The organism is Marinobacter sp. (assembly GCF_048266785.1).
Taxonomy (GTDB): domain Bacteria; phylum Pseudomonadota; class Gammaproteobacteria; order Pseudomonadales; family Oleiphilaceae; genus Marinobacter.
This window is the reverse complement of the sequence record NZ_JBLWYX010000002.1, coordinates 423,025-445,446: the sequence shown is the minus strand read 5'-3', so window position 1 is coordinate 445,446 and position 22,422 is coordinate 423,025. Positions and strand designations below refer to the sequence as shown.

At 54.0% G+C, this 22,422-nt stretch carries 22 protein-coding genes; 11 read left to right on the top strand and 11 right to left on the bottom strand.

What is annotated here, in order from left to right; all coding sequences use genetic code 11:
- The 8 genes from ACN0V1_RS05540 to cysQ all read right to left on the bottom strand — a co-directional run.
- A partial coding sequence (locus ACN0V1_RS05540) for a sugar nucleotidyltransferase (protein WP_417544035.1) occupies positions 1–448 on the bottom strand: 448 nt, incomplete at its 3' end.
- On the bottom strand, positions 449–1,297 hold the full coding sequence (gene rfbD / locus ACN0V1_RS05535) for a dTDP-4-dehydrorhamnose reductase (RefSeq protein WP_417544034.1): 849 nt from the start codon (positions 1,295–1,297) through the stop codon (positions 449–451).
- Complete coding sequence (locus tag ACN0V1_RS05530; RefSeq protein WP_417544033.1) at positions 1,294–2,421, bottom strand: dTDP-glucose 4,6-dehydratase; 1,128 nt, start codon at positions 2,419–2,421, stop codon at positions 1,294–1,296. The genes rfbD and ACN0V1_RS05530 overlap by 4 nt, the downstream gene beginning before the upstream one ends.
- Positions 2,418–2,819, bottom strand: a complete 402-nt coding sequence (locus tag ACN0V1_RS05525; RefSeq protein WP_417544032.1) for a GNVR domain-containing protein — start codon at positions 2,817–2,819, stop codon at positions 2,418–2,420. The genes ACN0V1_RS05530 and ACN0V1_RS05525 overlap by 4 nt, the downstream gene beginning before the upstream one ends.
- On the bottom strand, positions 2,807–2,962 hold the full coding sequence (locus tag ACN0V1_RS05520) for a hypothetical protein (protein ID WP_417544031.1): 156 nt from the start codon (positions 2,960–2,962) through the stop codon (positions 2,807–2,809). Before ACN0V1_RS05520 ends, ACN0V1_RS05525 begins: the two co-directional genes overlap by 13 nt.
- Positions 2,963–3,166: 204 nt before the next feature.
- Entirely contained in the window at positions 3,167–3,940 is a 774-nt protein-coding gene (locus ACN0V1_RS05515) for a Wzz/FepE/Etk N-terminal domain-containing protein (RefSeq protein WP_417544030.1), read from the bottom strand.
- Between the two features lie 137 nt (positions 3,941–4,077).
- A complete protein-coding gene (gene rfaH, locus ACN0V1_RS05510) occupies positions 4,078–4,557 on the bottom strand; it encodes a transcription/translation regulatory transformer protein RfaH (RefSeq protein WP_417544029.1) in 480 nt (159 codons plus the stop codon).
- 46 nt (positions 4,558–4,603) lie between these two features.
- The gene (gene cysQ / locus ACN0V1_RS05505) at positions 4,604–5,371 is read right to left on the bottom strand and encodes a 3'(2'),5'-bisphosphate nucleotidase CysQ (RefSeq protein WP_417544028.1); all 768 of its coding nucleotides are present in this window, start codon (positions 5,369–5,371) and stop codon (positions 4,604–4,606) included.
- A 162-nt stretch (positions 5,372–5,533) separates the two neighbouring features.
- Between cysQ and ACN0V1_RS05500 the strand changes: the two genes are divergently transcribed.
- Together ACN0V1_RS05500 and ACN0V1_RS05495 are read left to right on the top strand one after the other, a co-directional pair.
- The gene (locus ACN0V1_RS05500) at positions 5,534–6,895 is read left to right on the top strand and encodes an MBL fold metallo-hydrolase (RefSeq protein WP_417544027.1); all 1,362 of its coding nucleotides are present in this window, start codon (positions 5,534–5,536) and stop codon (positions 6,893–6,895) included.
- A complete protein-coding gene (locus ACN0V1_RS05495; RefSeq protein ID WP_417544026.1) occupies positions 6,892–9,099 on the top strand; it encodes a mechanosensitive ion channel domain-containing protein in 2,208 nt (735 codons plus the stop codon). Before ACN0V1_RS05500 ends, ACN0V1_RS05495 begins: the two co-directional genes overlap by 4 nt.
- Positions 9,100–9,180: 81 nt before the next feature.
- Here the strand turns inward: ACN0V1_RS05495 and ACN0V1_RS05490 are convergent, their stop codons facing one another.
- The 3 genes from ACN0V1_RS05490 to ACN0V1_RS05480 all read right to left on the bottom strand — a co-directional run bounded on the left by ACN0V1_RS05490 (position 9,181) and on the right by ACN0V1_RS05480 (position 12,036).
- A complete protein-coding gene (locus tag ACN0V1_RS05490; RefSeq protein ID WP_417544025.1) occupies positions 9,181–10,653 on the bottom strand; it encodes an O-antigen ligase family protein in 1,473 nt (490 codons plus the stop codon).
- 52 nt (positions 10,654–10,705) lie between these two features.
- Entirely contained in the window at positions 10,706–11,314 is a 609-nt protein-coding gene (locus ACN0V1_RS05485; protein ID WP_417544024.1) for a pilin, read from the bottom strand.
- Positions 11,315–11,550: 236 nt separating this feature from the next.
- Positions 11,551–12,036 carry a pilin gene (locus ACN0V1_RS05480; RefSeq protein ID WP_417544023.1) on the bottom strand — a complete coding sequence of 162 codons (486 nt, stop codon included), beginning with the start codon at positions 12,034–12,036 and terminating at the stop codon, positions 11,551–11,553.
- A 386-nt stretch (positions 12,037–12,422) separates the two neighbouring features.
- On the opposite strand from ACN0V1_RS05480, the gene pilB reads away from it, so the two are divergent.
- The 9 genes from pilB to ACN0V1_RS05435 all read left to right on the top strand — a co-directional run bounded on the left by pilB (position 12,423) and on the right by ACN0V1_RS05435 (position 22,369).
- Positions 12,423–14,138, top strand: coding sequence for a type IV-A pilus assembly ATPase PilB (gene pilB / locus ACN0V1_RS05475; protein WP_417544022.1), 1,716 nt, complete (start codon positions 12,423–12,425; stop codon positions 14,136–14,138).
- Between the two features lie 2 nt (positions 14,139–14,140).
- A complete protein-coding gene (locus ACN0V1_RS05470; protein ID WP_417544021.1) occupies positions 14,141–15,361 on the top strand; it encodes a type II secretion system F family protein in 1,221 nt (406 codons plus the stop codon).
- A 163-nt stretch (positions 15,362–15,524) separates the two neighbouring features.
- Positions 15,525–16,400 carry a prepilin peptidase gene (locus ACN0V1_RS05465; protein WP_417544020.1) on the top strand — a complete coding sequence of 292 codons (876 nt, stop codon included), beginning with the start codon at positions 15,525–15,527 and terminating at the stop codon, positions 16,398–16,400.
- Positions 16,401–16,408: 8 nt separating this feature from the next.
- Positions 16,409–17,008: a dephospho-CoA kinase gene (gene coaE / locus ACN0V1_RS05460; RefSeq protein ID WP_417544057.1), complete on the top strand. Its 600-nt coding sequence runs from the start codon at positions 16,409–16,411 to the stop codon at positions 17,006–17,008.
- Positions 16,980–18,101 (top strand): hypothetical protein, encoded by a 1,122-nt coding sequence (locus ACN0V1_RS05455; protein ID WP_417544019.1) that lies wholly within the window; start codon positions 16,980–16,982, stop codon positions 18,099–18,101. The genes coaE and ACN0V1_RS05455 overlap by 29 nt, the downstream gene beginning before the upstream one ends.
- Positions 18,102–18,278: 177 nt before the next feature.
- Positions 18,279–19,022, top strand: a complete 744-nt coding sequence (gene tsaA / locus ACN0V1_RS05450) for a tRNA (N6-threonylcarbamoyladenosine(37)-N6)-methyltransferase TrmO (protein WP_417544018.1) — start codon at positions 18,279–18,281, stop codon at positions 19,020–19,022.
- 43 nt (positions 19,023–19,065) lie between these two features.
- Complete coding sequence (locus ACN0V1_RS05445; protein WP_417544017.1) at positions 19,066–21,426, top strand: response regulator; 2,361 nt, start codon at positions 19,066–19,068, stop codon at positions 21,424–21,426.
- 56 nt (positions 21,427–21,482) lie between these two features.
- The gene (gene yacG / locus ACN0V1_RS05440) at positions 21,483–21,671 is read left to right on the top strand and encodes a DNA gyrase inhibitor YacG (RefSeq protein WP_417544016.1); all 189 of its coding nucleotides are present in this window, start codon (positions 21,483–21,485) and stop codon (positions 21,669–21,671) included.
- A gap of 137 nt (positions 21,672–21,808) precedes the next feature.
- The gene (locus tag ACN0V1_RS05435; protein ID WP_417544015.1) at positions 21,809–22,369 is read left to right on the top strand and encodes a YfaZ family outer membrane protein; all 561 of its coding nucleotides are present in this window, start codon (positions 21,809–21,811) and stop codon (positions 22,367–22,369) included.
- Positions 22,370–22,422 lie beyond the last annotated feature (53 nt).

The following is a 22,422-nucleotide window of genomic DNA, read 5'->3' as shown; positions in this document are numbered from 1 at the left end:
CGTCAAACTCCACCACGCCAAAGCGTTCCGGGTCGGTAACCTGATAGCCGAATACGGTGGCGCCTTTGCCCCTGGCTGCTGCGGTTTGCAGCATATTACTCAGACCCTGGCCGTAGTAGATGTTATCGCCCAATACCAGGCATACGGTGTCTTGCCCGATAAACTCCTCACCAATGATAAACGCCTGCGCCAAACCATCCGGGCTGGGTTGCGCGGCGTAGGTCAGGTTAATACCCCATTGGCTGCCATCATCGAGCAAGCGTTTGAAACCACCCTGATCTTCCGGGGTGGTGATCACGAGGATGTCCCGGATACCCGCGAGCATGAGAACAGACAGCGGATAGTAAATCATCGGTTTGTCGTACACCGGGAGCAACTGTTTGGAGATGCCTCGGGTAATGGGGTACAGACGGGTGCCGGAACCGCCAGCGAGGATGATGCCTTTCATTTACTGCTCCAGGTATTCGCTAAGGGTCTGACCCAGTTGGCTTTGCCAATCTGGCAGTCGGATGCCCAGCGATTGTTCGAGTTTGCTTACGTCCATACGCGAGTTCAGCGGCCGGGTTGCGGGCGTAGGGTAATCGCTGGTCGGGATGGGGTTTGCTGCGGTGTTTTGGCCCGCCAGGCGGAAGATTTCCCTAGCGAAGCCCTGCCAACTGGTTTCGCCTTTGGGGGCCAGATGGTAGAGGCCTTTTGCCATCCGGCTGTGGATGGCCAGGGTGGTTACCTGGGCAATCAGCCTTGCGGGCGTGGGGGCGCCAATCTGGTCTGCCACTATGTTGAGTTCGGTTTTGCTTTGCGCCAGGCGCAGCATGGTTTTCATGAAGTTGTCGCTGCGGGCGCTGTACACCCAACTGGTACGGAAGATGAGGTAGTCCGCGCCACTGAGTTCGATGGCCTGGTCACCCTGAAGCTTGGTTTTGCCGTAGTGGCTCAGAGGACTTGTGGGGCTGGTTTCCTGCCACGGCGTTTCGCCAGTGCCTGGGTAGACATAATCGCTGCTGTAGTGGACCAAACGGGCGTTGTTGGCGGCGGCGTATTCCGCTAACTGTTTTGGTAGACCAGTGTTGAGGCGCTCGGCTTCTGCCAGTTGCTGTTCGGCGGCATCTACCGCAGTCCAGGCGGCGGCGTTTACGATCAGATCCGGCCTGGTGTCGGTCAGGTATTGGTTAACGGCCTGTTCATCCATCAGGTCCAGTTCTGCCCTGCCCGGGGCTGTGGTGGTGCCAAGGGGGGAGAGGGTGCGGTGGAGTTCGAAACCCACCTGGCCAGTTTTACCCAGGAGTAGAATGTTCATGCCCCTGCCCCCAGACGTTCTCGCTGATAACTGCCATCTTGTACCCGTTGGCACCAGTCCAGGTTGTTGAGGTACCACTGCACGGTTTTGCGGATGCCGGTTTCGAAGGTTTCTTCCGGGGCCCAGCCGAGTTCTTTCTGGATTTTGCTGGCGTCTATGGCGTAGCGCATGTCGTGGCCGGGGCGGTCTTTTACGTTGGTGATCAAGTTCCGGTAGCTGCGCTCCTGCGGACGGAGTTCCTGGAGGATGTCGCAGATGGTGTGGACGACTTCGATGTTCTGTTTTTCGTTGTGGCCGCCGATGTTGTAGGTTTCGCCGGGTGTGCCTTCTTTGACCACTTTGTAGAGGGCACGGGCGTGGTCTTCCACAAATAGCCAGTCGCGGATCTGGTCGCCTTTGCCGTAAACCGGGAGTGGCTTACCTTCTAGGGCGTTGAGGATCACCAGCGGGATTAGCTTTTCCGGGAAGTGGTAGGGGCCGTAGTTGTTGCTACAGTTGGTGACCAGTACCGGCAGGCCGTAAGTGCGTTGCCAGGCTCGTACCAGGTGGTCTGAGCTGGCTTTGCTGGCTGAGTAGGGGGAGCTGGGGGCATAGGGGGTTTGTTCGGTGAAGAGTGGTAAAGATTGCCCCCTCTCCCCTGGCCCCTCTCCCACACGGGGAGAGGGGAAGTTTCTCTCACCCTCGGAATTGTCGTTGGGGTGCGGGAGGTCGCCGTAAACTTCGTCGGTGCTTATGTGGTGGAAGCGGAAGTTTTCGCAACGGTCAGCGCTCATTGTCTGCCAGTATTGACGGGTAGCTTCCAGCAGGGTGTAGGTGCCGACGATATTGGTTTCTATGAAATCGGCGGGGCCATCGATGGAGCGGTCTACGTGGCTTTCGGCGGCCAGGTGCATGATGGCGTCTGGCTGGTGTTGGGCTAACACGCGATCCAGTTCGGCTCTATTGCAGATATCTACTTGTTCGAAGGCGTAACGTTCGTTACTGCTCACCTCAGTTAGGCTTTCCAGGTTGCCGGCGTAGGTGAGTTTGTCGAGGTTGACCACTTCATCTTGGGTGTTGCTGATGATATGGCGGATGACTGCGGAGCCTATGAAGCCGGCGCCGCCGGTTACTAACAGTTTCATAATTTCTCTTCAGCTTTATTGGATTTGATGAAGGCACGTATGAAGACAACAAATATACCCAGCATGCCCCCAAGCATGACGGCTGAAATAACAATCAAAGCTCGCTTTGGCTCACTCTTCTCTTGCGGTGCAACAGCCGGGTCTACGGTCTTGAACACGTATTCCGGCTGCGCGTTGGCCAGCATTACCGTGCGGGTTTCGCTTTCGATCAGTTGATAAAATACCTGTTGCATGCCGGCGATGTTTGTTTCACTAAGCTTGCCTTCCAAATAGGCTATGCGTGCTTCTGAGGTTCCTACATCTTCCCGGCGCATGTGCTCGTTGATGCTCGCAATCAGTTTTGTGGCCCATTCTTTCGCAGCAATCGGCGACAAGCTCTTGATGCTTACCGTAAGCATTCCGCGGTGTCTTTATTCTCGCTTACGCTCAGGTGATTTTCCCTAAAGGCTTTGACCAGGTCCCAATCGGTCGGTGCGAAGCTTTCGTCTTTATCGTCTAGTTGCCATTCACCGGTGTCGGTGTCGGCTTCGTCTTCGCCCATCACCTGGCCTTACACACCCATGGACTGCCAGCCGGGCACGTACATCCCCCGGCTCAAGCCAGGGCGCCGCTGACGCTAAATTGCCGGTCAGGCACGCTACCGCCCCACCGACCAGGGCCCAGTGTTTTAAGGTCATAGAAATAAGTTGCCGGCAATTACAGAAAAAGCCAAGGAGAATAAAACACGCTCCCAACTGCATCGCTGTCAGCGCGCGCTTGCCAAATGCTCTCTTACAGTAACCGCAAACTCACTCATAAAGGCGACAAAAACACCCAACATGCCACCGAGCAATACCGCCAACACCATAATCAGGCTGCGCTTCGGCGCTATTTTCTCAGCACTTTGACGGCTGGTAACAAGCACCTCAACTCCATGAAAGCCTTCGAGCTCACCCTCAAGCCTTGAACGCCTCTCTATGGCGCCAGCTATCGCTTCACCGGCGTCCTTCTCACCCTTCAATGTGTCAATGGCGCTTTCCAGCGACTCTATTTGGCGCTTAAGACTTTCCTGCTTTCCCTCAACCAAGACATCTTGATGCCCCTTTACGCTTTTGACCAACGCACTATGAGCGGCGCTAACGGCTTTTCCATCATCCTTGGTCGCGCTGCTGCTGAAACGAATGAGGCCGGTGCTTTCGGGGTTATTGAAGGACAGATCAAAGGGCAGTTTTCTGCCCTGTTTTTCGCGATAAATGGTTTGTACTTCCGGTAACCAGCGGCTTTCCAATGTTGCAATTGTCGTTTCTGGTGGCTGAACAAACTCTCCGTTGTCTTTTTGAGCGATCTGAATAAGGCTGGAGTACTCATACTCATCCGGCATCCACACTGCGTATGCTAAGCCAGCTAGCGTGACGGTAATAAAGACAACGTAAAAAACCCGACGCCTGCGGATAAACGTTGCAACGAGGTCAACCAGACTGATTTCATCAGAATAATCTGGCCGTTGACCGCCAGGAATCGTGTTTTGCGTATCATTCATTTAACTGTAGCCCGCGATATATAACTTGTAATTGAAGTATGAGATTTGGCGAGATCTAATTCAGCGCCGGAAAGACCTCCAGTTTACAGTGTATGGCTGATCATTTCCGTTACCTGCCAGTAAGTAATTCTCGCTGTTTAACGCTTTATTGCCGAAACTGGCACCTTCACCGATTGCTGCTTCTGCATAAAGCTAATCAGCACAATGGCCCGATCTTCACCATCATACGCCTGAAAAACGGCATTGATTCCCTCAAAGGGGCCTTCGCCCAGTTGAACCGCCTCACCAGACTTGAGCCCACCCTGCCGTGTAACAGAATCAAGACTGTCTTTGACGTGCCGAATAACGTCATCTGCTATGGCGGCAGGCTTGTTAGCGAAGCTGACGACACGAATCACACCGCGGGTGGAGCGCAGTTTTGCCCATGCTGGGTCCGTTTGCTCCAGGTTGACGAACAAATAACCGGGAAAAAGCGGCTCAAGCTTTTTGATGCGCTTCCCCGCTTTGATTTTTTCAACCTGGATCTTCGGGTAAAAACAGGCGATATCCTGATTCTGCAAATGGGCAAGTGCCCGATCGCCTTGGGCGGGCTTGTGTTGGAGTGCGTACCAAGTCATACGATTCCGGTGTCAGTTGATAATGAGCCGTGATCCTGAAAGCGCCTCAGAAGTACCAGTTCCCTGCAGCGATGAAATACGGATTTAGCACATCCTCTTTGCCGTACTGCAAAGGCTGGCCCTCCAACGAGTGCACGTTTCCGCCGGCGGCAAGCAGCACGGCGTGGGCTGCGGCGGTGTCCCACTCGCTGGTCGGCCCCATGCGCGGATATATATCGGCGTGGCCTTCTGCTATTCGGCAGAATTTGAGGGAACTGCCAGCCTGAATCGTTTTGTGAGCTCCGAGAGCCTTAATAAAGGTACGCGTCTCATCATTCATGTGATTCTTGCTGGCAACGACGCGCTTGGTTGCCTGGGGCTCTGCCACGCGGATGCGGTGAATTCGCCCGGTTCGGTCACGCTTGTGAGCGCCTTCACCTTTAACACCCCAAAACGCTTCCTTTAGTGCGGGGGCCGTGACGACGCCCATTACCGGCTCACCGCCTTCAATCAGCGCAATATTTACCGTGAACTCGCCAGAGCGTTGGGTAAACTCTTTGGTGCCGTCAATCGGATCAACCAGCCAGAACCGCCGCCATTGCTTGCGCTCCTCCCAATCGGCCTGGGCACCCTCCTCTGAAAGAATCGGTATGTCCCGGCTTAAACTGCGCAGGCCCTTTACTATGATCTCGTGGCTCGCAACATCTGCCGCTGTGATGGGCGATTCGTCTTCCTTGTAGCTCACTGTAAAGTCGGACTGGTAGATACGGAGCACTTTTTCACTGGCTTCATCCGCGATTTTAATCACATCCGCGAGTAATGAGCTGTATGGCATGGATTGCATCCTGCGTCGTTTGTATACCCGTATAGTAACAAATAGTGAGGGCCAGTCGCATTCGGGCTTTTCTGACTCGTCGCTTTCAGGCACCCTGATACAACAACATTAACTGCGTCTCAGAGGCCCTGTTGCCTCGTCAGCCAGAAAGGTCTTTTACGTATGAAACTTCGTTTCCTCGGCGGCACCGGCACGGTAACCGGTTCACGCTACCTGCTTTCCGATGATAAACACCGGGTGTTGATCGACTGCGGTATGTACCAGGGCGTGAAAACCCTGCGCCGAAGGAACTGGGCGAAGTTCCCTGTAGACCCCAGCACCATTGATGCCGTGGTTTTGACCCACGCCCACATAGACCACACAGGGTACCTGCCGGCGCTGGTAAAAAACGGCTTCAAAGGCAAGATTTACTGCACACAGGGCACCCACGATTTGTGCAAGGTACTGCTTCCGGATGCGGGTTACCTGCAGGAAGAGGACGCGAAATACGCCTTCCGCAAGGGGTTCTCAAAACATGCACGCCCCGAGCCGTTGTTTACCGTGAAGGATGCCTGGGAAGCCCTGAAACACTTTGAACCCCTTCACTACCACGAAACCTTCGAGCCGGTGAAAGGCTTTGAAGTGACCTTTACCCCCGCCGGGCACATTCTGGGCTCTGCTTGCGTGCACGTTCATCACAAAGCTCATGACCGCACAGTGGTCTTCAGCGGTGATGTGGGCCGCCAGAGTGACCCGATCATGCGACCACCGGAGCCCATCAGGAAAGCCGACGTACTGGTGTGCGAATCCACCTACGGCGACAGACTGCACGAGGAAACCGACCCGGAGACCGAGTTGGCAGAGATTATCACCCGCACCGCAAGCCGTGGTGGCATTGTTTTAATACCGACTTTCGCCGTTGGCCGTGCCCAGATGTTGCTCTACGTGATCCACAAGATCATGAGAGAGGGGCGCATTCCAAAACTGCCGGTATTTCTCAACAGTCCCATGGCGATCAAAGCCACAGAGATTTTTTGCAAACACCATAAAGAACACAAGCTGAGCGCCAGCCAGTGCGAAGTAATTGACAACCATACCGAGTTCGTCCGCACCGTGGACGAATCCATCAAGCTGGACTCGGTTCGCTACCCCTGCGTAATTGTATCCGCCAGTGGCATGGCCAGCGGCGGCCGGGTTCTCCACCACCTGAAAACTCTGCTGCCAAATCACCGGAACAGCGTGGTTTTCGCTGGTTTTCAGGCTCCAGGAACCCGGGGCGATCGGTTAGTGGCGGGTGTAGAGTCGGTAAAAATACACGGGGAATACTGGCCAGTAAAAGCCGAGATCCACAATATGGGCTCCCTCTCCGCTCACGGCGACTATAATGAGCTCCTGCAATGGCTTGAACAGGGCTCTCTTGAACCAGAGAAGGTGTACGTTACCCACGGCGAGATGCTGGCCAGCGACATCATGCGCAAGCGCATCAGTGAGAAATTTGGATGGGACTCAGAAGTGCCGGATTTGTTTGAAGAGGTTGAAATTTGAAGCTCACTGCGCTCTTTTTTGGCTTTTTCTTACTGTTTTCTGCGGTTGGCGCGGCTCAAGCCCAACCCTTCACGCTCCCCGGTATACCCGGGCTTTCGGGCGGATCTTCCGAACAGACAGACAAAGAAGAGGCTTCGCCCGAAGAACTGGAGGCGTCCCTTGAGGTAACCATTCAGGCCCTGCAAGACGACGATAGCCGGCGGGCTCTGGTCAAGCAACTCAAGTCCATACAGCAGGGGCTGCAGGCTGAAGCGTCGCAAACTGCAAAAGAATCCGCCACCGACCATGGGCTGCTCGGTGCGCTTTCAGTTTTTTTCGGTGACGCAACCAGCCCAAATAGCTCTGCAGAAACATCCCTTGGAAAATGGAAAACGCATTTTCACAACGCCTACCTTGCTGCCGATAAACTGTTGACGGGGGCATCGTTTCGCGTACTGGCTGAAACCATAGCCGGGCTTACGGTGTGGCTCGTGGCACTTTGGGGGCTTTCACGCCTGGCCCGTCTGTTTTTTGCCTGGCGCGACTGGCCAGTGCAAATGCCAAGACAGCCCAGAACGTGGATGCTGGTCGCACATTTCGCGCGGCGCATTTTACCCTGGCTGATTACCTTTACCGCGCTTCTGGCAGGCCTGCCGACGTTCGGCATGTCGGAAAGCGCTCAAACCACGGTGTTAATTCTGGCTTACGCCGCTCTCGCTGCCCGCGGGCTGACGTCATTCTTTGATGTAACTATCTCCATTTTCTCCAGTGGCCATCGCCAGACCGCCGTGCTTATCCTGCGCCGGCGAATGCTGGTGCCCCTGTTCATTATCGGCGTACTCTTCGCCCTTGGGGATGCGCTGGGCACAGCGGAGCTCACCTCACTGCTCGGCACAGAACTGGCCAGTGCGCTGGCTCTGACCTTCAGCATCGTTGCCGCCCTGCTGAGCTTCTTCCTTATCGTTCGAAACCGCCGCCCTGTTACTCACCTGATCCGCAACCGGCCCTACAAGCAGCGCAAAGACCAGAGCGTATGGCGGGAAGTAACCGCCCTGCTGGCCCGGCTTTGGCATATCCCGATGCTGCTGGCCATCAGCGCCTCGGTGGTCGCGGCGTTTGTGAACGATGGAGAGGCAGATGCGGCCTTGGGTAAGGCCATGATCGGCGCGCTACTGCTTGCGGTAACGCTCACTATCCAGGGGCTCTTTGGCATTCAGGAGAACAGTCCCAAGCACCAGGCGCTTAGCAAGTTCAGCCAAAGGTTGGTGCGCTTTGGTTATCGCTTGCTACAGACCGCAGCATGGCTGGCGTTTTTTGAGCTGATTCTGCAGATCTGGGACTTGTCCCTGCTGGGCCTGGGTGAAAAACCGCCGATCAGCATCGGCTTAACCAACAGCCTGATCGGTATAATTCTCACATGGCTGATTGCCAGTATCGTCTGGATTTTTGTGGATGAGCTTCTGGAGCGGGCGCTGCGCGGCGACGAACGCAATAAGCGGATCAACCCCGCAAGGGCTCAGACCATTGTTCCCATTGCCCGAAACACCCTGTTCATCACGATTATAATTATCGCTATATTTGTGGGCTTGGCCACGCTGGGCGTCGATGTAACACCCCTTCTGGCAGGTGCCGGTATCATTGGTTTGGCAGTCGGTTTTGGTGCCCAGACGCTGGTTCAGGATTTGATTACAGGCCTGTTCATTGTGGTTGAAGACTCCATGTCCGTGGGCGACTTTGTGGAGATCAACGGCTTCATGGGAACCGTGGAAGGGTTTAACTTACGCACCGTTCGGATGCGAGATCTTGAAGGCGTTGTTCACCATATTACCTTCAGCAAAATCAGCTCCATTCACAACATGTCTCGCCAGTTTGGTATCGCGCTGATCAAGATCCGGATTCCCCGCGAACTGCCTATTGATGACGCCATACTTCTGATGAACGAGACCGCTGAGGAATTGCGAACACAGCCGGATATGCGGTGGCTGATCTGGTCGCCGCTTGAGATGCAGGGCATTCACTCGTTTGAGGAAGGTTGCCCGGTGTTGCGGATGCGGATGCGGACCAAGCCAGAGTGCCAGTGGGATGTCTCTCGGGCCTTTAATCTACTACTGAAGCGGAACATGGAAGAACGATACCTTGATGTTGCGGCACCGAGGATTAGTGTTCAGATGGATGGGGAGGGGGGGACTCGCTCACCATTGATAGAAGGCCAAACAACAAGATAGCGTTTAATTATAAGGGTCAAGTGCTCATTGCCCAGACAATGCTCTAACCGACTGATTTTGGCTGTCCATCATTAGTTTTTACTAGGGCATTTGGCTCGGGTGGCGAGGGAAATTCCCGTGAAACCAAAACCGTGGCAGCGTACCCGCTGACACATTTTCATTATAGAACTCTAGATCGTTCTCCATAGCCTTGTGATATGCCGACACCTCATTCAGCCAGTAGAGAGATGACAAGCTTATTAGCAACCCGACCAAAACGGCTGCCGCCCCCCTTGCTTTGGGATATATGGGTGTAACCGGTCGCGACTCTGGCGTAATCAACCTCCAGAACACACAGAGCACCAAAAACCCGATTAGCATCGAACCGGGAGCCATAAATACTGCGGAAACACCGGCATGCAGTAAAGCGGCAGAAACCGATGCAGTATAGGCCGCTAAAGGCAGGGCCAGATCATTATTTTCGCCGGCACGCACTTCATCTCGTCGCTGCCAGAAAAGTCGGACTGCCTGACCAACCAGCAGCAAAAGAACACCAATCAAGAGCCAGCCATACTCAGCAGCCCACATTAAATACATATTGTGGGGGTGGCCAAATTTAGGAGACTGCCGGTAGCCTTCAGTCAAAATTTCATGGGTCAGCCAGGATTGTGGCCCCACACCAAAGGGGAAGTTTTCAAGGCTCATTCGCCAAGCTTCGATGAATAAAGGCATTCGGCCAGAGGTATCCGCCTTCAATGCACGAATACTAATTTCATCCAGCAACAACGAAGGGATGAGTACGGAAAGAAGCAACCATGCAATTACGCCATACACCAGATACCGTAAAAATATCTTCATCCAGGGTAGCGCCGGGCGACCAATCAAAACAATCGCGACAAGCGCCCCGAATGCGAGCCCCAACATAGTTCCCCGAGAAGACGACAGTAACACCACCCACCACCAAAGCGCCGCGCCCAGCGCAATGAAAAATCGCCACAACCTTTGATTCCGGAGCGGCCCCACAAGCACTGCCAGTGGAAGTAATGGCAGGAGCCAAGTGGCAATATGGCTCCAATAGCGAATACTCACAAAGCCCCAGGGAATAAAACTCGACAAGTTTGCGACCTGATCAGAAAGTGCAAACAGGTAAACAGTTATAGTGGCGCCACCATAAAAAGCAGCTGTGGTCGCTGCGACACTCACCAAAACAACGACCCAGTATTGCCTATGCTTGTCACTTCCCGGCAAACTGCCCACCAGCACGAAACCAAGAAAGAACACTGCATACATTCCAGGCTCAGCCCAGTTATAAGGGGCCTCGCCAAACGCCTGTGCCAACAAAACAAACCCACCCGCGACCAAGGTGACAGGCCATATACGCCCAAGCAGAGCCCAACCGTGCTGATAAACCAAAACGGCTACTGAAAAGCTAACCGCCAGCCCCAGAAGACCCACCAATATAAACCGCTGTGAAGCATAACCACCAAATGGCAGCGACAAAAAATCTGCAAATAAAACGCTGGCAAACACCGCAGCAACCAATAACCAAAGAGCAGCATTCCAGGATTTTTGCATTACGTCCTCTGGTGCAAGGGAAAAAACTGAATTTGGGGTTAGATTGGTAGGTTTACAGCCGGCAACCGGAAGGCAGATATGACGACTTCCAGCTTGATGCGGCTGTATTATCAACTACACACTCCCACTTCCCTGTTGCATCGCGATCAAAGCGCAGAATCAAACCTGTCAAATTTGGGTGGGCACTGCCGCCCAAGGTCACTTGAAGCTGACCTGACCCGTCAGGATTGAGTGTGCCTATATTGACGGCCTGGACGCCATTAGTAAGGTTTGACGGGTTATAGCCAATATCATTATTGGCAACGCTTCCACCGGAACCTGTGCGCTCTTCAAATGAGGCCTTATAAGCTGACAATTCACCTACCGCCCGGTTTGTCTGGGTTTTTATTATATATCCCTGATAGGCAGGGATAGCAATGGCAGCCAATATGCCGATGATCGATACAACGATCATGAGTTCTATTAAGGTAAAGCCGGAATTTTTAGACATCAGCGTCCAGACTCTGGCAGTTGACTTACATCCTAATTTAGCAAATTCAGAGCCAAAATCCTGATTGGAGATTAAATTATTGCGAGGAGGGCTTATGTTGCTGCGTGTCTGTCCATGGTGATTATAGCCGGGCCTTTGGAAATCAAGCCAGGCTAGGCTGCGCCTGTCCATGATCAATCTACCTCCCTTCCCTCTGAATACAACCTTCTAATCTGGCAAACCTAGCCGGAGCTTTGGCGTGCCTGGTATGCAGTCCAATCGCTGAAGATTGTTTATTTTACACACAGGTTTTGACATAAACCCCGGAATACACGTATCAGAAACAGCAAAGGCCCGAGGGTCGAAACCGCCGGGCCTTCGGAAATCAAGTCAGGCTAAGCTGTGCTGTCCATGATCTGTGATTTATTTTAGCTAGCTGGGCACCCTGCTGGAGCGTAGCTATCCTTCCAAGCGCCAGCAGGAGCACTGCTGGGATCAATAGTACAAGTCCATACGCCAGTTGCATCCCGTGCGACATTAACTACTGCGCCGGTAACAGCCGCACTTGAATCTCCGCCCAAGGTCGCTACGAGTGTGGGAGCTGCAGTACCGCCAGCCGTAATTGTAAATGTAGAAACTAGATTAGACTTCGCTTGATCAAAACCAACGTAGAAGTCGGTCGGACCCTCGTCGGCGGGGACGTTCGTAATTGTGCCACCGCGAAGAAGCGCTTCTTCAGCGTTAGTCTTCACCGCTGAAATTTCACCAACTACACGAGTAACCTGAGACCGCGCAATATAATCCTGATACTGCGGAATTGCGATAGCAGCCAAAATACCAATAATCGCCACAACGATCATCAATTCAATCAGCGTAAAACCCTTCTGAGCATGATTAATTTTCATGTTCTTCATATTCGACCTCTGCTTTTGTCGTTAAGAAACCCCAAATGACCCGGGATCGATGGAGCCTTGCCCCGTGACCAATTCTATTGAGCCTGAACCAGCACAAGCACCTTGTATGCCAACCACAAAAACACCGCCACAAAGCACCACCAATCAACCACCTACCCCATACCGTCACGCCCAAAACGAAACACTCAGCCCGTCAACTCTCAGCCCCTACCCGTCACCCACTGACAAATTTTGTCACCTGCCTCATTCACGTCCCTAACAGGATCAACCCAACTAATCCCCCTAAACCAACACACACCTTTCCAAACCCGGAGCAGCCATCTAAACTCTCCTCAATCGACAAAAACCTTTTTTCAGTCACTTAGGCGGCACTCTTTACTCAGTTTATGGCTACTAACCAAAGTAACATCACGCTTACCGGTCTTGCCCGGCGCTTTGTGGATGACGGGCTTCTTGAAGAAACCGTCGCTAAGGATGCTTTTTTACAGGCATCTCAGAATCGGATTCCACTGATCACCTACCTCACCCAGAACAAGCTGGCAGACAGTTCCAAACTGGCTTTTTCGGCTGCGATGGAATTTGGAGTGTCGGTTCTGGACCTTTCGTCATTTCTCCCGGAAATGATGCCGGAGAAGGTGGTCGACGAAAAACTGGTGCGAAAGCACAACGCTCTTCCTCTATACAAGAGAGGCAATCGTCTTTTTATTGCAGTGTCCGACCCTACGAACATTCAGGCGCTGGATGAAATCAAGTTCAACACCGGCCTGAGCACCGATCCCATCCTGGTGGACGATGCGAAGCTCCGTGAAGCTATCGACAAATATCTGGAATCCCATGACACCAGCATGGGTGATCTGGACGATGCGGATCTGGAGGGTGTGGAAACCGAGAGTGGCGAACAGGAAGATGAAGGGGCCGTGTCTGCAAATGATGTAGATGATGCGCCCATCGTAAAGTATGTGAACAAGATGCTGCTGGACGCCATTCGTGGTGGCGCCTCGGATGTGCATTTTGAGCCTTATGAGAAAACTTACAGGGTTCGATATAGGACAGACGGCATTTTGAAGGAGATGTCACGGCCCTCCATCAAGCTGGCACCCAAGATTTCGGCCCGTATAAAAATCATGGCCCAACTGGACATTTCCGAGCGGCGGGTTCCCCAGGATGGCCGGATCAAGATGAAGCTGTCCAAGACCAAGGCCATCGATTTCCGGGTCAACACCTTGCCGACGCTTTGGGGTGAGAAAATCGTTCTTCGGATTCTTGATCCCAGCCAGGCCAAACTCGGCATTGATGCGCTGGGCTATGAGGAAGACCAGAAAAAGTTGTATATGGATGCACTAGCCCAACCACAAGGTATGGTTCTGGTTACCGGCCCTACCGGCTCGGGTAAAACCGTCTCTCTTTATACCGGCTTGAACATCCTCAACACCGCAGACATCAATATCTCCACGGCGGAGGATCCGGCGGAGATCAACCTTGAAGGCATTAACCAGGTTAACGTGAACAACAGGGTAGGCTTGGGCTTTGCTGAGGCACTGAGGGCATTTCTACGCCAGGATCCGGATGTGATCATGGTGGGTGAGATTCGAGACCTTGAAACCGCCAATATTGCCATCAAAGCGGCGCAAACCGGTCACCTGGTTCTCTCTACACTCCACACCAACAGTGCGGCAGAAACCCTCACCCGAATGATGAACATGGGCGTCCCCGCCTTCAACATTGCAACGTCCGTCAGTTTGATTATTGCTCAGCGCCTTGGTCGACGCCTGTGCAGTGCTTGCAAACAGACTGGTGATGTACCTAAAGACATACTTTTGACCGAGGGGTTCACACAGGAACAAATTGATACAGGGTTCAAGTTGTACCACCCCAAGGGCTGTGATAAATGCAATGGTGGATATAAAGGCCGCGTCGGTATTTACGAGGTGGTCAAGGTTACCGAGAAGCTGGCCAGCATGATTATGGAAGAAGCCAGCTCCATTAAAATTGCACAGCAGGCTCAGGCAGAAGGCTTCCGGAATTTACGCCAATCGGCACTACTGAAAGTGATGGAGGGCGTGACCAGCCTTGAAGAAGCCAACCGCGTGACGAAGGATTAAGCATGGCAGAGAAAGCGCAAAAGCTGGAATCGTATATCTGGGAAGGTAAAGACCGGAGGGGCAACAAGTCCAAAGGCGAGCTTACCGGCTCCAATTTGGCGCTGGTAAAGGCTCAGCTCCGAAAGCAGGGCATCATTCCGGATAAGGTCAAGAAAAAGCCTAAGCCTCTGTTCGGCGGCAGCAAGAAGATCACACCTTTTGACATTGCCATGCTTACGCGGCAACTGGCAACGATGATGAAAGCGGGTGTGCCGTTGGTTCAGAGTTTTGATATCGTCACTGACGGCCTCGAAAACAAAGGACTGCAGGACTTGGTGATGGCTATCAGGAATGATATTTCATCTGGCACCAGTTTTGCCGGGGCGCTTCGCAAACACCCTAAGCACTTTGACAATCTTTACTGCAACCTGGTGGATTCCGGTGAAAAGGCTGGTGCGCTGGAGAAGATGCTGGATCGCATAGCTACCTATCTTGAGAAAACTGAACTACTCAAGAAGAAAGTCAAAAAGGCGATGACCTATCCCATTGCGGTCGTTGTTGTAGCGATCGTTGTTACTGCCATTCTTCTGGTTAAGGTTGTTCCCCAGTTTGAAAGCCTGTTCCAGGGCTTTGGAGCAGAACTTCCGGTGTTTACCCAAATGGTTGTACGACTTTCTGACTGGATGCAGACGTGGTGGTTTGTGGTGCTTCTGGGCATTGTGGGCACCATATTCCTGTTCAAGGAGGCCAATCGCCGATCACAGAAGTTTTCGGATTTTGTAGACAAATATGTCCTTAAACTGCCTGTTGTAGGCGAAATTCTTGATAAATCTGCTGTTGCCAAGTTCGGCAGGGTTCTGTCCACTACCTTTGCTGCGGGTGTTCCCCTTGTAGACGCTCTGGATTCTGTTGCAGGTGCCACGGGCAACGCAGTTTATCGCGATGCCATTCAGCGCATCAAAAACGATGTTTCCAGCGGCACCCAGCTGCAGGCTTCCATGCGGGAGCAGGATATTTTCCCGGTGATGGCGGTGCAGTTGACGGCTATTGGTGAGGAGTCCGGTAATCTGGATGAGATGCTGGAAAAGGTGGCTGAGCATTATGAAGGCGTGGTTGATGACATGGTGGATAACCTGACTGCTTTGATGGAGCCGATGATTATGTCGGTTCTTGGTGTGCTTGTGGGTGGGTTGATTATTGCTATGTATCTGCCGATCTTTCAGATGGGGCAGGTTGTTGGGTAGGGTGCCGCCCCGGCCCCTCTCCCCCGGCCCCTCTCCCGCTGGGGGAGAGGGGAGCTAACTGCACTGGCCCCAGACTTTGGTTTTTAGCCCCTCGCCCCCTGCGGGAGAGGGGTTGGGGAGAGGGGTGGGTGTTTTTTTGAACATTAATAATTTGAGCTTTTGAATGGCTACACTAGACATCTTCCTCTCAACTCCCTGGCTTCTATACCTCGTTGTTATTTTCGTCTCCCTATGTATTGGTAGCTTTCTGAATGTGGTGATTCTGCGCTTGCCGAAAATGATGCATCAGGATTGGCGCTGTCAGTGCGAGGCGTTTCTGGAGGTTTCGGAAGCGGAGCGGAAACAGGAGGAGCCTGTAACGCTTTCCAGCCCGGCCTCTACCTGCCCTTCCTGCGGCCATAAAATCCGGGCCTGGGAGAACATTCCGGTTATCAGCTATCTGTTTCTTGGCGGGAAGTGTGGCAGCTGCAAAACACACATTTCGATCCGTTATCCGGTGATTGAAGCGGTAACGGCGTTGTTTTCCGTGATGACGGTTGTGATCATTGACCCATCCGAGGCCGCCTTGTGGTCGCTTCTTCTGGTCTGGGCGCTGGTTGCCCTGACCGTGATCGATTTCGATACCCAGCTTCTGCCGGACAGCATCACCCTGCCCTTGATGTGGCTTGGGCTGATGTTGAGCTATTTCGGGTATCTGGGCGATTTTGACAGCGCTTTCCTGGGGGCAGTTTTTGGTTATCTTTCCCTTTGGTCCGTTTACTGGCTGTTCAAGCTGGCAACTGGCAAAGAAGGCATGGGGCACGGTGATTTCAAGCTGCTGGCTGCTTTGGGCGCCTGGCTGGGGTGGGAGTTGTTGCCCGCAGTGATTCTGTTGTCTTCTGTGGTGGGTGCCGTTGTGGGTATCAGCCTGATGGCGTTCAAGAAGCATGGCCGTGAAGTACCTATTCCGTTTGGACCCTACCTTGCGGCTGCCGGGTTGTTGTGTTTATGGTTTGGCGTTGAGATTCAGGAATTCTGGTACGGGCTGTTAGGGGTTTGACGCATCAGATGATCATTATCGGGCTTACAGGCGGTATCGGTTCTGGCAAATCCACAGTCGCGCGTCAGTTTGGCGCTTTGGGCGTGCACTGGGTGGATGCGGACGATGTAGCCAGGGAAGTGGTTGAGCCGGGCATGCCTGCGCTGACCGCTATTGCCGATCACTTCGGGCAGGACATTCTCACAGTCGGCGGGGCGCTCGACAGAGCACGCCTTCGGCAGATTGTGTTTGAGCAGCCGGGGCAGCGCGCGTGGCTTGAGGGCCTGCTGCACCCGATTATTCGCGAAGAGCTGATTCGCCAACTACATCCTATAGATTATACTTTGCCTTACGTTCTGTTAGTGTCTCCCTTGCTGCTGGAAACCGACCAGCACAAACTGGTTGAAAAAGTACTGGTGGTGGATGTTCCCGTGGCGGTTCAGATAGAGCGTACCGTGGCCCGGGATACCAACTCCCGCGAACAGGTTGAGCGGATTATTGCCGCTCAGATATCCCGTGAGCAGCGCATCAGCAAGGCGGATGCCGTAATTGATAACAACCAGCCCACAGAAAACGTTGCTGCCGAGGTTCGCGCATTGCATGAAAGGTTCATGGTGGACTTTGGTTGATCAACTCCGCTTCAGGCACGGTTCGGCTTTTGCCCGAACGGTTACAGCATTGTTCCTTCTAATCAGCACAAACAGTTACGGCATTGAACCCGTGTTCAAGGTTCAGGAACACTCGATAAGCGACGCCCTGGCGCCTGACAAACTGCCACTGTCGTTCTATACGTTTGACCCGGATGAGTACTGGGCAGAGCCGATGGACTCTTATTGGACGGGCTTCAGCAATTTTATCCTGCGGCAAGAGCGTATTCAGAGCCCAAAAGTTCAATCCCTTGGGAATTGGGCCGATCGGACACTCTCCGGTGAGAGCCATAACCTTCCAAACAACGAAAGCTACCTGCGCCTTGGCTTCGCCACCGAATCCGAATACGGCGACCCGGCCCAATTCGAGCCGGAAGTCCGGTTCCGTTTGGATATACCCACCACGAAACGTAAACTGCGCCTGGTTATCGAAAGCGATAGCGACGAGCTGATTCCCCTGGAGGAACGTCAGCGCGACCGGCAACTCACAGACCCCAACCGAACAGACACTGAAACAACCGGCGCTTTACGGTACCTCTCGCAAATCGGCGATGCCATCAACCTGTCCAACGACATCGGCGTGCGCCTGCGCCTTCCTCCGGATGCGTTCTGGCGGGCAACCGCGGAAAAGCGCTGGAAAGCGGATGCCGACTGGGCCATGCGCGCACAGCAGCGTTTTTATTTTTACCATCAGGATGGCTGGGGTGCCCGCACCTGGCTCAGTGCCAGTCGGGCTGTTGGTAATGGCTGGCGGTTCTGGTCGTCCTCTGAGCTAGAATGGGTTCACCGTGACAGCAAGTTTGTGGCGGCGCAGATTTTCAGTACAGACAAGCGGATCAATAATCGTTCCACCCTCACCCCCCGTATCGGCGTTGTTGGCGAGAGCAAACCTGGCTGGCGCACAACGTCTGCTTTTGCCGATCTCACATGGCGTTACCGGCTCCACAGCGACTGGCTGTTTGCCGAAGTCATCCCGGCGTTAACCTTTCCCAGAGAAGAGAGCTTCAAAGACCGGGGTTCGTTGCTTTTTCGCGTAGAAATGTTCTTTTCAGGTAGTATTGATCGTGACTTCTAGTACGCTTATACCGCTGACTCGGTGCCAAGAAGGTCTGCAAGCAGGGTCTTCCGGGAATGTCGGAGGCCATGGACGGCCGGAGACAAGCGCACATGGATGTGCTCGTAGCGGTTCCCGGAAGACCCTGCTTGCAGACCTAGGTTCGGTGCATGAACTTGTAATCGCGAATTAAGGCCTATGCCCAGACACCACTCTATTCCTGCATCAGATGCTCTGGCGCTTAAACCCATTGCCATTACCCACTCCTGCTTCAAAGACAAATTCGGAGTCCCGCGCCAACCTGGCCTCACTCGCCACGCCAGAGCCGATCTGATTATTCAGCCACCCTACGATCGGGAAGATGCTTTTCGGGGCCTGGAAACAGCCAGCCATCTTTGGCTGATCTTCCAGTTTCACGAAGCCGTTCGGGCAGAGTGGCGGCCAGTAGTTCGGCCACCTCGTCTGGGTGGTAACCGGAAAATGGGCGTGTTCGCCAGCCGTTCACCGTTCCGGCCTAACAGCCTTGGGTTATCCGTAGTCCGTAACGAAGGGCTTGTGCGTAACGACGACCATCTGGCCCTGCAGATAAGCGATCACGACCTGATAGAGGGCACGCCGATTCTGGATATCAAACCTTACCTGCCGTTTGCAGATTCGGTACCGGATGCCGCTCTGGGTTGGGCTGAAACGGCGCCTACTGAACGCCTGGACGTTTCTTTCCTGCCAGAAGCCGAGGCACAGCTTGCCAGCTTGCCACCAGAGCAGTACCCGGATCTGAAGCTGCTTATTACCGATGTGGTGAGCTACGACCCCCGCCCTTCCTTTCGCAGAGGTCGTGATGAGGAGCGTATTTACGGAGCACATCTTTATGATCTGAACGTGCGATTCCGGTTTATGAACGATCATTCACAGAAACGTGTCGAAGTGCTGACGGTCTGTTAGACTTCCGTTGGTGATTTAGTAGTCGACACAGGGAATTTGTGCCTTGCCTTCAAATCGGTTTTTCACGCGCATGGGTATCCGGCCGCTGGCAATGCGGCTGCTTGTGTATGTGCTGCTGTTCAGCCTGGTCATTTCCCTGGTTGCCACCGGCGTGCAGATGATCGGTGAGTTTGAGCGTCGCAAATCCGATCTTCAGGAAACCCAGCAGCGCGCCGCAGGGCTGGTCTCCGGCAGTATGAGCAACAACATCTGGCTGATGAATTTCAGCGAGGTGGCCAACAGCCTGGATGACATGCGGGCGGTAGAGGCCATTCACTACGCCAGAGTTGTGACCTCCACCGGTGAGGAGTTCAGTACCGGCGGCTATCCTGAAGGCCGGGTTATTTCACAAACCTTCCCGTTGATATTCGATCGCTCAACCTTCCGCGGCCCGGAAAACATGGGCACGCTTACGATCACCTCGTCGGTTGAGCAGATTTATTCGGGGCTACGCAACGGCGCGCTGATTAACTTGCTGTTTCAGTCGATTGTGGTGATGCTGGGCACGCTGGGGCTTGTGATCATCGTGCGTTTCACCCTCTCTCGCCACATGGAATCCATGGCAGACTACGCTGCACGGCTGAACCTGGATGCACTGGTGGATCCGCTCAAGCTGAAGCGCAGACCACCCATAAAACCTGATGAGCTTTCCGAGCTTGAACAGGCGCTTAACAAGATGCGGCTTCAGATTCTGGAAGATACCCGGTCACTCCGGCAGACCACCCTTCAATCCCAGGATGAACGGGATGAGGCGATACGGGCCAACCGCGCCAAAAACCAGTTTCTCGCCAATGTAAGTCATGAGCTGCGCACACCTCTGCAGTCTGTTCTCGGATACGCCAACCTGCTGACCGACACACCGCTTGACCAGGAACAGAGCGAGTACGTGCACACCTTGCTCAACGCCTCTGAAAGCATTTCTGCCATCATTAACGATCTGCTGGACATTTCCAGCATGGAAGCTGAAAAGCTTGTGCTTGAGGATATTCCTTTCGATCTGCGGGAAACCCTGAACGACTTGGTGCACATGCTGGGCCACCGTGCACGTGAGAAAGGGCTGGCATTGGAACTACGCATTGACGAGGAGCTGCCCTGGGCGCTCAGGGGTGACCCGGCGCGGATTCGCCAGGTCTTGCTGAATCTGGTATCCAACGCGATCAAATTTACAGATTCCGGGCACGTGTTGATCAGTATCGAAGTGCTGGGGCGCCGGGATGAGAAGGTTCGCCTGCGCCTGGCGGTAGAAGACACGGGCATTGGCATTAACCCGGAAGACAGTCCGCTGGTGTATGAGCCTTATGTGCAGTTGGGCCAGAGATTCCAGCGCCAGCTACCCGGTGCCGGGCTGGGGCTGACTATTTGCCGCCAACTGGTCAATCTGATGCAAGGCTCTCTGGATCTGGAAAGCCGACCCGGGGAGGGCTCTACCTTCTGGGTTGAACTGACGCTGCCCGCAGCGCCTGAGAATGGATCACGCATGCGCCCGGACACACGCATGCTGAAAGGAAAGCGCGTACTGGTTGCCGATTCCTACGAGCTGTCCCGCAAGATTACGCTGGAAATGCTGTCGCGCCACGATGTCCACATCGAGGCCGTCAAATCCGCCGGAGAGGCCCTGACCTCGTTACGCCTGGCGTTCGACAGCCAGGAGCCGTTTGACGCCATTATCCTTGACGGCTTTTTGCCGGATATGGACAGCAATCTGCTGTGTCGCCAGGTACGCGGCAACCCGTTATGGGCGGATATGCGCCTGCTGATTCTCTCATCCAACCCACAGCGTGGCGATGCCGAACATTTCCGCCAGGCCGGGGCGGATGCCTTTCTCAGCAAGTCCTTGAGGGAATCCTGCCTGACCCCCATTCTGAACCGGCTATTCGAGGACGCCACAAAGGAAGATCGGTGCTTCCTTACCCGGTTCTCGCTGCAAGCCACTGATGATACTGAAAAACGCCGCGAGCTCACCTCTCGCCGTATGAAGGTGCTACTGGTCGAAGATAACCCGGTAAACCGAACGTTAACCCGAAGGCTGTTAGAGAAACTGGGGTGCGATGTGATGACGGCAAATGATGGTGAGGCGGCATCCAGCTTGTGGCAATGGCATCCTTTTGATTTGATATTTATGGACTGCGTGATGCCCAGGGTTGACGGCTTCGAGGCCACCCGTCGCCTGCGGGCATGGGAAGAAGCCCGTAAGCGCCAACGGGTACCCGTCGTCGCTCTTACCGCCAGCGCTATGGAAGAGGATGAAGAGCGCTGCCGTCGGGCCGGGATGGATTCATTTGTTGCCAAGCCTGTCAATATTGAAATGCTACGGGCAGTACTGGAACAATACGCCCATGGCGCTCCTGCAAAAGCCCCTGTATAACGCCGCCGAGCTCCATGCGGCAACCGCACATACGATTAACGATTTGAAAGGTCCACATGAACGTAGAATGTCCCACCTGCAAAAAATCCGTGGAATGGACGGAGTCCAATCCTTCAAGACCATTCTGCTCAGAACGCTGCAAGCTGATTGATCTTGGCGCCTGGGCCAATGAGGAATACAGGGTTCCGGCGGAGAATGCGTCTCCGGATGACCTGGATCAAGGTGGCGAAACAACGCGCCACTGAATTTTATGGGTACAGCTGCCTGACTCCTGTCCACTAGCTTACAGCGGGCTTACACGCTTGTAAGTTGTGGTACCCGGAGTAGGCCGTTACCATTCGCCCACAATCAATACCTGCACTGCAATCAAGAAGGTAAAAGAATGAAAGTATCCCGTATTTCCGTGTTAGTTCTCTCTATCGCTGCTGCACCTGCGTTTGCCAGCGACCTGGATTTGAGCCTGACCAACGACTCCGTAAAGGGCCAGGTGAACTTCTTCGGCAACAATAACGACCTCCAGCTCGGCGCCGGTTACACTTACCATGAAGGTAGTCGCCATATTGGCAACGTGGATTTTCATGCCCAAGGCCGCACTGCGCTGGGTAACCTGCCCACCACTGCGGGCATCGGTTTGCGCGCCATAGGCTGGGACGACGACCGCCTGGATGGTGGCGCAGTGGGCCTTGGTGGCTTTGCTACTGTGAATATTCCCACCGTCCCGGGCCTGTCGTTCACTGGCGGCTTACACTATGCCCCACGAATCCTCTCGTTTGGTGATTCGGAAGACATGACCAGCCTTGAGCTACGCGGCAGCTATCGCGTTATCCGCAACGCGGAACTGTTTGCCGGTTATCGGTACCTGAATACCGAGCTGGATTCGCCGTACCGGGGTAACATTAATCTGGACGAAGGCGTTATGGCTGGTATGAAGATTTTCTTCTAAACCCGCTTGATTATCTGGCACGGGCGCCCTCTCCGGGCGCCCGTTTCCTGTCC